Here is a 14,512-nt window from a genome sequence, read left to right on the forward strand (position 1 = left end):
CTCTATGACATCCGAGCCGAACGGGCATCCGAGTCGGTGCACGGCGAGCGAGCTCCAACGGGTTTTCCCGAGCGCCTTGCCAGGCTGCGATCGGTGGCCATACGGTCACCCTTAGCATTCGCCCGCATAAAGGAGGCGCTGTGAGCAGGCATGACGGCGGAACCCGGCGAGGCTCAGCGATGCTGCCGCACATCGCCTGGCGGCTCGAGTCGATGATCGCGGGAATCGCCGAGCGCCGCCAGCCCGCCACCGGCGCGATCGCGCAGGCGCTGCGGAAGGTGCCCCGCCACTGGTTCGTGCCCTCTCTCGGCCTGGCGCTCGACGACGACGGCGACGCCGTGCCGATCGACCGCGACACCGATCCGCCCGGCTGGTGGGACGCCGTCTACTCCGGGATGCCCATCGCCACCCCGCTGCACCAGGGCGCCGGCGGCGCCGCGTACAGGTGCGTGAACCCCGCCCCCAGCGCCGTCGTCGACCTGCTCGAACGCCTCGACCTCCGCCCCGGGCAGCGGGTGCTCGAAGTGGGGACGGGCAGCGGGTGGATCACCGCGCTGCTCTGCCGGCTGGCGGGCGAGTCGGGGAGCGTGACGTCGATCGAGGAGGACACCGGGGTGGCGGAGGCGGCCGGCCGGAACCTGGCCGCCGCCGGGATCCGCCCGCACCTGGTCGTCGGCGACTGCTCGCGCGGGTGCCCGGAGCGCGGGCCGTACGACCGGGTGCTCGCGCTCTCCACCGTGCCGGACCGCTGGGTCGAGCAGACCCGGCCCGGAGCAGTGATCGTCGGCGGGTGCGACGGGGCCGCGCGGCTCGTCGTGACGGCGGGCACCATGGACGGCCACCTCAGGTAACTACTTCCCGTCACAGTCGCCGCGTGGGAGGCCGGAGCGAAACCGGTAAGACCTCTTACCAGATAGGCGACGGACGCGATCCACGACGAGCAGACCGTCCCGGACGGCACGGGTCTCATCGGCGGCCGGTGGGACGGAGGTCCGGTGCGTGAGCTGAGTGGCGAGGATTTCGCGGTGCTGCTCCGACCGGGTCCCGGAGGCGGCCGACCGGGCGGAGGCCGACACGGCGGAGCTGATCGCGCACCTCCACGGGCGCGGGGCCGGCGGTGTCCCGGTGAGCGGGGCGTCGGAGGCCGGCGGTGAGCGTGCCGTTCAGGAAGGGGCCGCGGGCCACCCGATCGGCGAGCCACCGGCCCGGTTACGAACCCACCATCACCATTAGTGTGGACTCCCTGATTATCGAGGGGCATACGCCGACTTCTTCCCGGCTTCTCCGCCGCCAGGTCTTGACTTAATTCACATGGACTCCATGATTAGTCGCAAGTGATCCGCCGGCTTGCCTAGGAGCCCCATGCCCAAGCTCGCACGCAGCCTCACCCTCCTCCTCTTCCTGTGCGCGTCGGTCCTCGTCGCGCCGTCAGCCGCACTGGCCGCCATCACCGGCCAGTCGGCCACCAACACGGCCACCACCGTGACGTACCAGTTCGGCTACACCGGCAGCCCCGCCTACGCGCGCACGTACATCGACACCGACCGCAACCCGGCGACCGGATTCGCCCAGGGCGGCGTGGGCGCCGACTACTTACTGGAGAACGCCTCCCTCTACCGCCACAACGGCGGCGGCTGGAGCTGGACGCTCGTGGGCGCGGCCACGTACTCCGCCTCGGGCGGGACGGCCAGGTGGACGATCCCCCGGGCGGACATCGGCGAGAGCGCCACGCCGAACGACGCCGACCTCGTCTCCCAGGTCGAGTCGCCGCTGGAGACCTCCGCCAAGTACACGCATGTTTACAGCGGGGGCGGCGGCGGCGGAGGCACCGTGACGTACACGTCCACCACCGCCGACTTCGCCAATCCCGAGCGCGGCCTCTACCACCACACCGGGGACTGCGACAAGAACGACTTCGCCCTCGCCACCCTCCAGGGCTACCGCACCAGCCAGCACATCTCGCTGGTCATGTGCGTGTTCTACCTCGCCGAGTTCAAGACCACCCCGATCAGCCAGGCCGCGCTGGACCAGCTGCAGCAGCAGCTGGACACCGTACGGGCGGCGGGGCTGAAGATGGTCCTGCGCTTCGCGTACACCACCTCCACGGACGGCGCCGACGCGGCCAGGGACCGGGTGCTCGCCCACCTCGACCAGCTCGCGCCGTACCTGAGCGCCAACAGGGACGTCATCTACCTCATGCAGGCCGGGTTCATCGGGGCCTGGGGCGAGTGGTACTACACCCAGAACTTCGGCAACGCCGGCACGGTGACCGCGACGGACTGGGCCAACCGGAAGGCCGTGGTCGACAAGCTGCTCAGCGTCCTGCCCTCGACGCGGATGGTGCAGCTGCGCACGCCGAAGTTCAAGCGCACGATGTACTCCACCAGCCCCGTGACCTCCGGCCAGGCCCACAACGGCTCGGCCCTGGCGCGGCTCGGGCACCACAACGACTGCTTCCTGGCCAGCCCCGACGACTACGGCACCTACGAGAACACCGCCGTCGAGTATCCCTACCTGGCCTCCGACACCGCGTACGTCGCCATGGGCGGCGAGACCTGCAACCCCAACCCGCCCCGCTCCGACTGCCCGACGGCCAAGGACGAGCTGTCCCGCTTCCACTACTCGTACCTGAACACCGACTACCACACCGGCGTGCTCGGCTCCTGGAGCACCGGCGGCTGCCTGGCCGAGATCACCCGCAGCCTCGGCTACCGGTTCGCCCTGCAGAGCGGCACGTACCCGGCCACGGCCTCCCGGGGCGGCGGCCTGCCGGTCAGCATCACCCTCAAGAACGACGGGTACGCCTCTCCCTTCAACCCGCGCGGCCTGGAGCTGGTGCTGCGCAACACCGCCACCTCGGCGGTCCACCGCTTCCCGCTCACCGCCGACCCGCGCAAGTGGGCGGCGGGTGCCACCAGCACCATCACGCAGACGGTCACCCTGCCCGCGTCGATGGCCGCCGGCAACTACGCGCTGTTCCTCAACCTGCCCGACCCGCAGCTCTCGTCCCGGCCCGAATACTCGATCCGGTTCGCCAACCAGGGCACCTGGGAGGCCGCCACCGGCCTGAACAACCTCCTGCACACCGTGACCGTGAGCTGACCCGCTCCGGCCCGGTCCGTCACCGGTGACCGGCCCCGCCCGCGCATGCCGGGCGGGGCCGCACGGCCGCGCCGCTCACGCCTGGGCGGTGGGCCGCACGACGACCTCACCCACGTCCACCTCGGCCGGCTGCTCGATCGCGTACGCGATGGCGCGGGCGACGGCGTCGGGCGAGATCGCGAACGTGTCCCGGGAGGCGGCGAGCTCGGCGCGCACCTCCGGGTTAGGCACGCCGTCGATGAACTCCGTACGGACGAAGCCCGGCGACACGATCGTCACCCGCAGCTTGTCGCCGGCCTCCTGCCGCAGCCCCTCGGAGATGACCCGGACGGCCGTCTTCGTCCCGGCATAGACGACCTGATTCGGGACGATCCGGAGCCCCGCCGTGGACGCCACGTTGACGAAGTGCCCGAACCCCTGGCCGCGGAACACCGGCAGCGCGGCCGCGATCCCGTACAGGACGCCCTTGAGGTTGACGTCGATCATCTCGTCCCAGTCGTCGACGCGCAGGTCGTCGAGCGGCGAGATCGGCCCGATCCCGGCGTTGCTCACGAGCACGTCGAGCCGGTCGAACCGCTCGCGGGCCAGCCCGACGAGCGCGGCCAGGTCCTCGCGCCGCTTGACGTCCGTACACACGCAGACGGCCTCGCCGCCCGCCTTCTCAACTCGGCGGGCCAACTCCTCCAGCCGCTCCGCCCGGCGCGCCCCGAGCACCAGCCGGGCACCCCGCTCGGCCAGCAGCAGCGCCGTGGCCTCGCCGATCCCGCTGCTCGCGCCCGTGATCGCGACGACCTTGCCGTCGATTCCCATGATGAGATCCTCTTTCGCATAGACTGAAGCGGAGGCGCCGCCGCTTAGCTTCCACCATAAGTGGGTGCGCCTCCACTTAGCAAACGAGGGAGAGACCGGTTCATGATCGAGGAGATGCAGTGACGCCCGGGGAGACGCAGTGAGCGGGGAGAGCGAGCGGCCACTGCGCGCTGACGCGCGGCGGAACCGGGACAAGATCCTCACCGCCGCGGTCCGCGTGTTCGCGGAAGAGGGCCTGGACGCCCACCTGGAGCGCATCGCCAAGGAGGCGGGGGTGGGCACCGGCACCCTCTACCGCAACTTCCCCACCCGGGAGCTCCTCATCGAGGCCGCCTACCGCAACGAGCTGGGCCGGCTGTGCGAGGCCGCCCCCGACCTGCTGGCCACGCTGCCGCCGCAGGAGGCGCTGCGCGCGTGGATGGGCCGCTTCATCGACTACGCCTCGGCCAAGCTGGGCATGGCGGAGGCCCTGCGGGCCGTCGTCGAGTCGGGCGTCAACCCGTACGCGCAGAGCCGGGAGATGCTGCTGTCCACCCTGAAGCTCCTGCTGGACGCCGGGGTGGCGGCCGGGGTGATCCGGTCGGACCTCGGACCGGACGACCTGTACGCCGCCCTGGCCGGCGTCGCACTGTCCACGGGCCGGCCGGAGCAGCGGGCACAGGCCGAACGCCTCCTCGACCTCACGATGGACGGCCTGACTACCATCCGACCGTGAGATAAATGGCTGGACGGAGGGCGCGGGCCATCAGCATGATCGGGTGCGTGCACATCGAGTTCTCGAGATTTTCGGCCGGCGACGACACCGAGGCGCTGGTGGATTTCCTGACCGGCGAGGAATGGCCCTTCCACGCGAGCGTCCAGGAGGCGGAGGCGATCAGGCGCCGGGCCGCCGAGGGGCTCTACGACGACGGGGAGAGCCGGACCTTCTGGGTGCTCGCGGACGGGGAGCGGGCCGGGCTGGTGCGCCTGCAGGACCTCGCCGACGACACGCCCATGTTCGACCTGCGGGTACGGAAGGCGTGGCGGGGGCAAGGGCTCGGGACGGCGGCGGTCGCCTGGCTGACCTCCTACCTCTTCAGGGAGTTCCCCGAGGTCACGCGCATCGAGGGGCACACCCGGCAGGACAACCACGCCATGCGGACCGTGTTCCGGCGGAGCGGCTATGTGAAGGAGTCGCACTACCGCGAGGCCTGGCCGAGCCCGGACGGGAAGCGGTACGACTCGATCGGCTACGCGATCCTGCGCCGGGACTGGCTCTCCGGCACGGTCACCCCACCCGACTGGAACGACGAACTTCCGCTTTCGTGATCCCGCCAACCCGCCTCGCGCCGCGCCCCTGCGCCGATCCCTCGCTCACGGCGAGGGGAAGGCTGGGTGTCACGCGTGCGGCTTCGAACTCGAACCCGAGGTGTGGCCGAGGCCGAGGTCGCCGATCGGACGGGCATGACCGAGGACGAGATCGAGTGCGTCGAGGCGGGAACCGGCGTGGCGGCCTACGCTGATCACATGGCCCACGCGAAGACATCCTTCGTCTGCCTCCCCTGCCGCGCCTCGTACAAGCAGCCCTACCCGGCCGGCCCCGGCCACCGGGACCGGCGATGCCCGCGCTGCGCCGAGCCGCTGATCCACGTCGGTTCCGCCTTCGCGGCCCCGCCTCGGCGGGACGCGGCAGCCTGGCGAGTGCTCACTCTCCTGCTGCACGCGGGCATCCGCTTCCACAAGAGCTGCTGCGACGGCCCCGGCTACCGCCCGCGCACGCTCGGCGAAGTGCGGGCGCGGATGGCCTACGCCCGCAGGACCGGCGAACCGTTCGCCAAGGCCCTGGCGCGCCACGACCTGCCCTGACCGGGCCTCGCCACCGTCACCTCGCGCAGCCGCAGGCGTGGCCCGCCTGATCGGCTGGACCAACATCGCCGCCCGGCCGGCTCACTTGAGCCCTGTGGCTCGATCCGATGAGTCCCGCGTCCCGTTCTCCGGACCGGTCAGGAATGGAGAAGCAGGGCCAGGGGGCCGCCGCCTACCGTTGGCGACATGGCCGTCGTTCTCCCCCGACGCCAGATCAGGTACGCGGTCGTGCGAGCGCCTCCCGACGGCGTTCGGTGTCGCGAGACGGATGGACTCACCGGAGGTAACCCATGGCTCAGAACCAGCAGGCAGGCAGTCCCGCAGGACGCAAGCCCGGCACGCCCGGCGCGTTCTCACGGTGGATGCAGAACAGAGCGAACGCCCGCATGAACCGCAAGATCCGCCGCGGCAACGGCACGTTCATGGGCATGAACGTGCTGATCCTCAACACGGTGGGCCGCCGGAGCGGGCAGCCGCGGGAAACGCCTGTGGCGTGGTTCGCCGACGGCGAGGACTCCTGGCTGATCGTCGCGTCGGGCGGCGGAAGCCAGCACCCGGACTGGCACGCCAACCTCATGGCGCACCCCGACCAGGCCTCGATCGAGCTGCCCGGCCGCGAGGCCATGCCGGTGACGCCGCACCGGCTCGACGGCGCCGACCGCGAGGAAGCCTGGCAGCTCATCGCCGCCGCCCAGCCCCGCATCGCGAAGTACCAGAGCAAGTCCGAGCGTCAATACCCGGTGATCCGGCTCACCCCGCGGTGACCGCACCCCATTGACCGCCATCCTGGTCCGGGTATTCCGAAACCCGCACCGCCCCCAGGAGCTTCTCGATTGCCGAGGGAGACGAATCGCTCCGTGTCTTCTCTCCGATACGGGTTCTCTTGTTCAGGCTTTGACGGCCGGCATCGCCTGAAGATCCCGGGAACAACTACCTCTCGATGTCACGCTGACTGCCCGTAAAGGTGGACCTGCTGGTCTCGGTAGGCGATGTCGCGTAGATGCCGGTGCCCGATGCGTTCGGCGACCGAGATGGAGCGTTCGTTCCCGGGCAGGATGAGGGAGATCACTTCGCCGGCTCCGAGTTCCTCGAAGCAGTACTGGAGCGCGGCCCGGGCGGCCTCCGTCGCGTAGCCCTTGCCCCAGTGCTCGCGCGCCAGGCACCAGCCGACGCCCAGCCCGGGGAATCCGTACGGCTGCCAGGGTCCGGCGCGGCCGACGAACTCGCCGGTTGCCTTCTCCACCAGCGCCCAGTGTGAGTAGCCACGGATCTCCCGGTGGCCGATGAAGGTGGCCAGGCTTCGCCAGGCCTCCGCCGGCGAGGTGCCAACCGACTCTGCCAGCCCTCCGGCTACCTCGGGGTCGGACAGCATGGCTGCGTAGTGGTCGAAGTCAGCCCCCGTGAGAGGGCGCATGATGAGGCGTTCGGTTTCCAGGCGGGTCATGGGTGTCAGTTTGCCGGGGGATGCCGTGGTGGGGGTGTCAATGGTGATCACGGGGGTGCTGGGTGTGCGGCTTGGCTGTGCCCGCAGTTGAGGCTCCCGGGCAGGTGGGCTGCTTGATCGTGCTTGGCGCACGAAGCCCGTCCGCTCCGGGGCTCGTGGCGGAGCCGCGAGCCCCGGAGCGGACGCAGCCCGAGCGAAGCGAGGTCCACTCGGGGCGGGCATAGGGGGCCCAGCCGGTAACCAGCCCACGGGTGGTTACCGGCTGGCGAGCGCAGCGAGCGGGCTCTTCCGGGCGGGCATAGGGGGTCAAGCCGGTAACCAGTCCACGGGTGGGGGCATGGAGGAAACGCCCGAGCCGAAGGCGAGGACCACGGAGTTGCGGGGGGTCGAAGGGGCGGAGCCCCTGGGAGGCAGGGCCCGAGCCATCGCAAGGCGCGCAGCGCCCCCCGATGCGAGGTCCTCGCAGTTGGGGCCGGACCCCTCAGAGGGGCCCGGAGGGTCTCCTAGCGGGTGTCGGAGTCGGTCTCGGCGAGGGCGGCTCGGCCGGCTTCCAGGCGGGCCACCGGGATGCGGAACGGCGAGCAGGACACGTAGTCCAGGCCCACCTCGTGGCAGAAGTGGACCGAGTCCGGGTCGCCGCCGTGTTCGCCGCAGATCCCCAGGTGCAGGTCCGGTCGGGCCGCGCGGCCCTCGGCCACCGCGATCTCCATCAGGCGGCCGACGCCCTCCCGGTCCAGGGTCTCGAAGGGGGAGACGCCGAAGATGCCCAGGTCGAGGTAACGGGAGAAGAAGGCGGCTTCCACGTCGTCCCGCGAGAAGCCCCAGGCCATCTGGGTCATGTCGTTGGTGCCGAAGGAGAAGAACTCGGCGGCCTCCGCGATCTGGCCCGCCGTCAGGGCTGCTCTGGGGACTTCGATCATGGTGCCGATCAGGGCCTCGACGCCCACGTCCGCAAGGATCTTGACGGCTTCCTCGCGTACCGCCTCCAGCTCCTGTACGGCCGCCACCAGCGGGATCATGATCTCCGCCTTCGAGCCGGGAACCTCCTTGGCCGCCTGGGCGATGGCCCGCACCTGCATGGTGAACAGGCCGGGGATCACCAGGCCGAGGCGTACGCCGCGCAGGCCCAGCATCGGGTTCTGCTCGTGCAGGCGCTTGACCGCCGTCAGGAGCTTGTGGTCCTTCTCCGTGGCCTCGTCCTTGGCGGCCTTGATCGACAGGTCCACGATGTCGGGGAGGAACTCGTGCAGGGGCGGGTCGATCAGGCGGATGGTGACGGGGTCGCCGTTCATGGCCTGGAAGATGCCGGTGAAGTCGGACTTCTGCAGGGGCTCCAGGGCGTCCAGGGCGGCCTGGCGGTCCGCGTCCGTCGCGGCCAGGACCAGGTCCTCCACGAGCTGGCGGCGCTCGCCCAGGAACATGTGCTCCGTACGGCACAGGCCGATCCCCTCCGCCCCGAAGCGGCGGGCCCGGGCGGCGTCCTCCGGGGTGTCCGCGTTGGCCCGTACGCCGAGCCTGCGGGCCCCGTCCGCGTGCCGCATGACGCGGTCGACTGCGCGTACGAGCTCGTCGTCCGGCTCGGCGCCCTCGAAGTACTCGACCACGGCCGAGTCCACGACCGCGACCTCGCCGAGGAAGACCTCGCCGGTCGTCCCGTCGATGGAGATGACGTCCCCTTCGGAGACCACGACGTCGCCGGGGGCGATGAAGCGCTGCTCGGCCGTCCTGACCTCCAGCTCCTCGGCCCCGCACACGCAAGTCTTGCCCATCCCGCGGGCCACCACGGCGGCGTGCGAGGTCTTGCCGCCGCGGCTGGTCAGGATGCCCTTGGCGGCGATCATGCCGGCCAGGTCGTCGGGGTTGGTCTCGCGGCGGACGAGGATGACGTCCTCGCCCTGCTCCGACAGCTCCACGGCCCGCTCGGAGGAGAAGACGGCCTTGCCCACGGCGGCGCCGGGCGAGGCGTTCATGCCCTTGGCGATCTTCTTCTTCGGGGCGCCGCCGTCGAAGCGGGGGAACATGAGCTGGGCGAGCTGGTCGCCGGTGACCCGGGTGACGGCCTCGTCCATGGTGATCAGGCCCTGGTCCACGAGCTGGGTGGCGATGCTGAAGGCGGCCGCCGCCGTGCGCTTGCCGACCCGCGTCTGCAACATCCACAGCCTGCCGCGCTCGATCGTGAACTCGATGTCGCACAGGTCCCGGTAGTGGTTCTCCAGGGTCCGCATGATCCCGAGCAGCTCGTCGTACGAGTCCTTGTCGAGGCGCTCCAGGTCTTCCAGGGGGATGGTGTTGCGGATGCCCGCCACCACGTCCTCGCCCTGGGCGTTCTGCAGGTAGTCGCCGTAGATGCCCTGCCGGCCGGAGCCGGGGTCGCGGGTGAAGGCCACGCCGGTGCCGGAGTCGTCGCCGTAGTTGCCGAAGACCATGGCCATGATGTTCACGGCGGTGCCGAGGTCGGCGGGGATGCGCTCCTGGCGGCGGTAGAGGATGGCGCGCGGGGCGTTCCAGGAGTCGAAGACGGCCATGACGGCCAGGCGCATCTGCTCGCGCGGGTCGGCCGGGAAGTCCTTGCCGGTCTGCTCGCGGACGATCCCCTTGTACGTCTCCACGAGCCCCTGCAGCTCGCCCGTGTCCAGGTCGGTGTCCTGGCGCTTGCCCTTGAGCGCGTCGAGCGCCCGCTCGAAGAGGTCGCCGTCGATGCCGAGGACGGTCTTGCCGAACATCTGGATGAGTCTGCGGTAGGAGTCCCAGGCGAAGCGCTCGTTGCCGCCCGCCTGCTTGGCCAGGCCGTGCACGGACTCGTCGTTGAGCCCGATGTTGAGGACGGTCTCCATCATGCCCGGCATGGAGAACTTCGCCCCGGAGCGCACGCTCACGAGCAGCGGGTCGTCGGCCTGGCCGAGACTCCTGCCGATCTGCGACTCCAGCGCCTCCAGATGCCCGGCGACCTCCTGGTCCAATCCGTCCGGTACGGAGCCTTCCGCCAGGTAGTGGCGGCACGCCTCGGTGGTGATCGTGAATCCAGGGGGAACGGGCAGCCCGAGGTTGGTCATTTCGGCGAGGTTCGCACCCTTACCGCCGAGAAGATCTTTGAGATTCCTGTTGCCCTCGGTGAAGTCGTAAACGTACTTGGCCACCACAGCTCCAATCCAACGCCTCTGTCCCGGACTCTACCGGTGAAATTTATGATGAAACTGCACTCCTCGCTTAGGTAGCCGTTTGTGCTGGTAAACCTCACTCCAGAGGTCTAATCCAATTATACGACCGAGAGATGGAAAATTGGATTAGACCAATTGGTTTACACCAATTCTTGAGAAAGGCGGGCAGGGGGTGCAGAATCGGATCACACCCCCACCAGGAGGCCCCCATGGCCACTCCTACCCAGCCCAAGCGGCGGGCTCGGATAGTCGCCGGTTCCGCGAAGGCGGCCCGCGATTCGGCGATCTACCTCGACGAGCGGCTGCCGTTCGGGCGCTGGCTGCGACCACAGCTGCGCAAGCTGTTCCCGAGCCACTGGTCGTTCCTGCTGGGCGAGCTGGCGCTCTACTCGTTCGTGCTGCTGGTGCTCACCGGGACGTTCCTGACGCTGTTCTACAAACCGAACCCCGACGTGGCCTACGCGTCGGTCGTGGAGATCAGCCTGGAGGTGCGCGGCGGGCTGCTGATGCGGCAGCTGCACCACTGGTCGGCGACCGTGTTCGTGCTGGCGATCGTGGCCCACATGTGCCGGGTGTTCTTCACCGGGGCGTTCCGGAAGCCGCGCGAGCTGACGTGGATGCTGGGGGTGCTGCTGTTCGGGCTGGCGTTGTTCGAGTCGTTCCTGGGCGTCTCGCTGACCGGTGACCAGCTCGCGATGACGGGGCTGCGGCAGGCACAGGGGTTGCTGCTGTCGGTGCCGCTGGTGGGGACGTACCTGTCGGCGTTCGCGTTCGACGGCGCGTTCCCCGGCCAGGTCATCCCGCGCCTGTTCGTCACGCACGTGCTGCTCGTTCCCGGGATCCTGCTTGCGGTGGTGCCGCTGCACGCGCTGATCCTCACGTGGCGGCAGAAGCACACCGAGCGAAGGAGCTCGCAACGAGAGAGCGAGGAACGAGCCAACGAGGAGCGAAGCGGTCGCGACCATGGACACGAGCGGCGCGCCACCGCCGCCGACGAGCGCAAGGTCACCGGCGGGCCGTTCTTCCCGTACTTCGCGGTCAAGAACGGGGCCACGGCGCTGTTCACGATCGGGTTCATCGCGCTGCTGGCCACGCTGGTGAAGGTCAATCCGGTGTGGGAGCACGGGGTGTACCGGCAGGAGGCGCACCCGCCGTCGGCGCAGCCGTTCTGGTACGCGGGGGTGCTGGACGGCGCGCAGCGGATCGTGCCGGGGTGGGAGATCCCGGTCGGCGGGTACGTGCTGCAGGTCGGTCTCTGGATCCCGCCGCTGGTCCTGCTGGCCTTCTTCGGCGTGCTGCTGTTCTATCCGTTCATCGAGCGCCGCTACACCGGCGACGGCGACCACCACCACCTGCTGGACCGGCCCTCGCAGGCACCGGTGCGCACGGCGCTGGGCGTGGCGGTCATCACGTTCTTCACCACGTTGTGGGCGGGGATGTGGGTGTCGGCGGCTCCGCCCGAGATGCACTCGGCCCCCGGGCTGCCGCAGCCCCCACCGGCGCCGGCCGCGCTGCTGACCGTCCCGCAGGACACCTACGAGCTGGTCATCGCCGGGCTGCGGGTCGCCGTGTTCGTGCTGCCGGTGCTGGCCTTCCTCGTCACCCGCGCGATCTGCCGCAGGCGGTCAGCCTAGGGGGTTGTCCTCGGGCGGCGTGCCGGGCACGCCGTCGCGGGGCGGCAGCCAGAGCACGAACGTCGCCCCCTGGCCCAGCCGCGAGAACACCGCCACCCGGCCCCCGTGCGACTCCACGATCTGGCGGACGATGGCCAGGCCCAGGCCCGTGTGGCGGTCGCGGCGGCTGGACTCTCCGCGCCAGAAGCGGTCGAACACGCGGGCCTGGTCGGAGTCGTCCAGCCCGGGCCCGTCGTCGCGGACCGCGACCCACAGCCAGCCCTCCCAGCGGCCGGCCGCGACCCGGATCGTGCCGCCCGGCGGCGAGAGGCGGACGGCGTTGGAGAGCAGGTTCGCCACCGAGCGGCGCAGGGCGTCGGCGTCGCCGGTCATCTCCAGCCCGGCGCCCAGGTCGCGGGTGATCGTCACCTGGCGGGCGGCGGCCGGGGTGGCGTACTCCTCGCACGCCTCCCCCACCACCCTGGCCAGGTCGAGGTCGGTGTCGGCGAACGCGGTGCCCTGCCGCCTGGCCGTGGCCAGCAGGTCCTCCACAAGCCTGGTCATGCGGGTGGTCGCGCGGTCCACGATGGCCACGGCCCTGGTGCGCTCCTCCTCGCTGGCGTCGGGGGCGGCCAGGACGGCGTCCACGTTGGCCCGGATGATGGTCAGCGGGCTGCGCAACTCGTGCGAGGCGTCGTCGATGAGCTGGCGCTGCGCGCTGAACGCCTCCTCCAGGCGGTCCAGCATGGTGTCGATCGTGTCGGCCAGGTCCTTCAGCTCGTCGCGCGGGCCGTCCAGCTTGATGCGCCGCTTCAGGTCCGTGGCCTGGATCTCCTCCGTCGTACGGGTGATCGACCGGACCGGCCGCAGCACCCGGCCCGACAGCACCCAGCCGATGCCCAGGCTGGCGACGTACAGGCCGGCCAGGGTGAGCAGGGAGTAGTTGCGCAGCGTGGCCATCGTCTCGACGTTGACCGCGTTCTCCACCTCCTCCACGAAGACCACCTCGCGCTTGCCCAGGTACTGGTTGCCGCTGTAGGTCTTCGCGAACTCGGTGGTGACCGGGCGCTGGTCGGTGGTCTTGGAGACGGCGAAGTAGATGCCCCCGAGCACGAGCGTGGCCAGCACGAACAGCAGGCCCGAGTAGAGCACGGTGATCCGGAAGCGGATGGTGTGGATCACGTCGGCTCCTTGAGCCGGTAGCCCCGGCTGATCACGGTCTCGATCAGGCCGTCCTCCTGCAGCTTGCGGCGCAGGTTGCCGACCGTGACGCGTACGGTGCTGGTGAACGGGTCGGTGTGCTCGTCCCACACGTGTTCGAGCAGTTCCTCGGCGGACACGACGTGGCCGGGCCTGGTCATGAGGTAGTGCAGCACGCCGTACTCCTTGGGGGTCAGCGCCAGCGACCGGCCGTCGAGCGACACCTCCAGCCTGGCAGTGTCGATCCGCAGACCGCCCACTTCCAGCACGGAGGTGCCGCCTCCGGCCTCCCTGCGCAGCAGCGCCCGCACCCGGGCCAGCAGCTCGGGGAAGGCGAACGGCTTGACCAGGTAGTCGTCGGCGCCCTCGTCGAGGCCGCGGACGCGGTCGTCCAGCCGGTCGCGGGCGGTGACCATGATGATCCGCACTCCCTGCCCCGTCGAGCGCACGGTCCGGCAGAGCTGGAAGCCGTCGCCGCCGGGCAGGTTCAGGTCGAGCAGGACCAGGTCGTACGTGTTGACCTGCAACTTCTCGTGCGCGGAGGGCGCGTCGTAGGCGGTGTCCACCGCGTACCCGGCCCGGACGAGGCCGACGCGCAGCGCGTCGACCAGGTCCTCCTCGTCCTCAACCACAAGCAGTCGCATGCCCTGCACCCTAATTTCGGATGATTCGTTCTGCGATGGGGGCCGCCCGGTCGATGGGGATGGCGAAGCCGATGCCGATGTTCCCACCTCCGCGGGAGGCCGCTATCGCGGTGTTCACCCCCACGACCTCGCCCCGGGCGTTCACCAGCGGGCCGCCCGAGTTGCCGGGGTTGATGGAGGCGTCGGTCTGCACGGCCGTGCGGCCGGAGCCGCCCAGCCGCACCTCCCGGTCCAGCGCGCTGACGATGCCGGCGGTGACCGTGCCCGACAGGCCCAGCGGCGAGCCGATGGCGAGCACCTGGTCCCCCACGGACAGGTCCGAGGACCTGCCCAGCGTGGCGGGCGTCAGCTCCCTGGGGTAGTCCACCTCCAGCACGGCCAGGTCCTCGTCGTCGTCCACGCCGATCACGGCGGCCGACAGCCGGCTGCCGTCGCTGAGCACGACGGTCACCTGGCTGTTGCCGCGGACCACGTGGGCGTTGGTGAGGATGTGGCCGCGACCGTCCAGGACGAAGCCGGAGCCGCCCGAGCGGCGCGTCTCCACGGAGACGACGCTGGGCAGCACGCGGGCCGCCGTGGCGCTCAGCCCGGACGGGCTGGTGGACGGCGCGGCGGCCACCCTCGGCAGGGCCGCGGCGGGGGCCGGCTCGGACCCCGCGAGGTCCCGGGGCCCCCCCCCGCCCCCCCCCCCCCCCC

Annotated in this window: 13 protein-coding genes; 7 read left to right on the forward strand and 6 right to left on the reverse strand. The window is 70.6% G+C overall.

The window, feature by feature from the left end; all coding sequences use genetic code 11:
• The first annotated feature begins 140 nt into the window (after positions 1–140).
• Together AB0J69_RS51910 and AB0J69_RS51915 are read left to right on the forward strand one after the other, a co-directional pair.
• Positions 141–851 (forward strand): methyltransferase domain-containing protein, encoded by a 711-nt coding sequence (locus AB0J69_RS51910; protein ID WP_364134285.1) that lies wholly within the window; start codon positions 141–143, stop codon positions 849–851.
• Positions 852–1,362: 511 nt separating this feature from the next.
• Positions 1,363–3,102, forward strand: coding sequence for a DUF4832 domain-containing protein (locus tag AB0J69_RS51915; RefSeq protein WP_364134288.1), 1,740 nt, complete (start codon positions 1,363–1,365; stop codon positions 3,100–3,102).
• Positions 3,103–3,177: 75 nt separating this feature from the next.
• Here AB0J69_RS51915 and AB0J69_RS51920 read toward each other — a convergent pair whose 3' ends face one another.
• Entirely contained in the window at positions 3,178–3,915 is a 738-nt protein-coding gene (locus AB0J69_RS51920) for an SDR family oxidoreductase (RefSeq protein WP_364134322.1), read from the reverse strand.
• A 136-nt stretch (positions 3,916–4,051) separates the two neighbouring features.
• On the opposite strand from AB0J69_RS51920, the gene AB0J69_RS51925 reads away from it, so the two are divergent.
• The 4 genes from AB0J69_RS51925 (at position 4,052) to AB0J69_RS51940 (ending at position 6,521) form a co-directional block, all read left to right on the forward strand.
• On the forward strand, positions 4,052–4,627 hold the full coding sequence (locus tag AB0J69_RS51925) for a helix-turn-helix domain-containing protein (protein ID WP_364134290.1): 576 nt from the start codon (positions 4,052–4,054) through the stop codon (positions 4,625–4,627).
• Between the two features lie 5 nt (positions 4,628–4,632).
• On the forward strand, positions 4,633–5,220 hold the full coding sequence (locus AB0J69_RS51930) for a GNAT family protein (protein WP_364134293.1): 588 nt from the start codon (positions 4,633–4,635) through the stop codon (positions 5,218–5,220).
• 75 nt (positions 5,221–5,295) lie between these two features.
• Positions 5,296–5,757 (forward strand): hypothetical protein, encoded by a 462-nt coding sequence (locus tag AB0J69_RS51935; protein WP_364134295.1) that lies wholly within the window; start codon positions 5,296–5,298, stop codon positions 5,755–5,757.
• A 362-nt stretch (positions 5,758–6,119) separates the two neighbouring features.
• Positions 6,120–6,521: a nitroreductase family deazaflavin-dependent oxidoreductase gene (locus tag AB0J69_RS51940; protein WP_364134298.1), complete on the forward strand. Its 402-nt coding sequence runs from the start codon at positions 6,120–6,122 to the stop codon at positions 6,519–6,521.
• Between the two features lie 179 nt (positions 6,522–6,700).
• On the opposite strand, the gene AB0J69_RS51945 is transcribed toward AB0J69_RS51940, so the two are convergent.
• Together AB0J69_RS51945 and ppdK are read right to left on the reverse strand one after the other, a co-directional pair.
• Positions 6,701–7,201: a GNAT family N-acetyltransferase gene (locus AB0J69_RS51945; protein WP_364134301.1), complete on the reverse strand. Its 501-nt coding sequence runs from the start codon at positions 7,199–7,201 to the stop codon at positions 6,701–6,703.
• A 503-nt stretch (positions 7,202–7,704) separates the two neighbouring features.
• Positions 7,705–10,338, reverse strand: a complete 2,634-nt coding sequence (gene ppdK, locus AB0J69_RS51950) for a pyruvate, phosphate dikinase (protein WP_364134304.1) — start codon at positions 10,336–10,338, stop codon at positions 7,705–7,707.
• Between the two features lie 230 nt (positions 10,339–10,568).
• On the opposite strand from ppdK, the gene AB0J69_RS51955 reads away from it, so the two are divergent.
• Positions 10,569–11,993, forward strand: a complete 1,425-nt coding sequence (locus tag AB0J69_RS51955) for a cytochrome bc complex cytochrome b subunit (protein WP_364134307.1) — start codon at positions 10,569–10,571, stop codon at positions 11,991–11,993.
• Here the strand turns inward: AB0J69_RS51955 and AB0J69_RS51960 are convergent.
• The 3 genes from AB0J69_RS51960 to AB0J69_RS51970 all read right to left on the reverse strand — a co-directional run.
• On the reverse strand, positions 11,985–13,154 hold the full coding sequence (locus tag AB0J69_RS51960; protein WP_364134310.1) for a HAMP domain-containing sensor histidine kinase: 1,170 nt from the start codon (positions 13,152–13,154) through the stop codon (positions 11,985–11,987). The two genes, AB0J69_RS51955 and AB0J69_RS51960, sit on opposite strands and share 9 nt — an antisense overlap.
• On the reverse strand, positions 13,151–13,816 hold the full coding sequence (locus AB0J69_RS51965) for a response regulator transcription factor (RefSeq protein WP_364134313.1): 666 nt from the start codon (positions 13,814–13,816) through the stop codon (positions 13,151–13,153). Before AB0J69_RS51965 ends, AB0J69_RS51960 begins: the two co-directional genes overlap by 4 nt.
• Before the next feature lie 10 nt (positions 13,817–13,826).
• The coding region (locus AB0J69_RS51970; protein WP_364134316.1) for a trypsin-like peptidase domain-containing protein at positions 13,827–14,512 on the reverse strand (686 nt) is incomplete at its 5' end.

The sequence above is a fragment of the Nonomuraea sp. NPDC049709 genome (genome assembly GCF_040674815.1).
GTDB lineage: Bacteria > Actinomycetota > Actinomycetes > Streptosporangiales > Streptosporangiaceae > Nonomuraea.

What these genes read in the sequence shown, in the direction of transcription:
- AB0J69_RS51915 (WP_364134288.1), top strand. Translation starts at nt 1,363, where the DNA reads ATGCCCAAGCTCGCACGCAGCCTCACCCTCCTCCTCTTCCTGTGCGCG.
- AB0J69_RS51930 (WP_364134293.1), top strand. Translation starts at nt 4,633, where the DNA reads ATGGCTGGACGGAGGGCGCGGGCCATCAGCATGATCGGGTGCGTGCAC.
- AB0J69_RS51940 (WP_364134298.1), top strand. Translation starts at nt 6,120, where the DNA reads ATGCAGAACAGAGCGAACGCCCGCATGAACCGCAAGATCCGCCGCGGC.
- AB0J69_RS51945 (WP_364134301.1), bottom strand. Translation starts at nt 7,201, where the DNA reads ATGACCCGCCTGGAAACCGAACGCCTCATCATGCGCCCTCTCACGGGG.
- AB0J69_RS51955 (WP_364134307.1), top strand. Translation starts at nt 10,569, where the DNA reads ATGGCCACTCCTACCCAGCCCAAGCGGCGGGCTCGGATAGTCGCCGGT.
- AB0J69_RS51965 (WP_364134313.1), bottom strand. Translation starts at nt 13,816, where the DNA reads ATGCGACTGCTTGTGGTTGAGGACGAGGAGGACCTGGTCGACGCGCTG.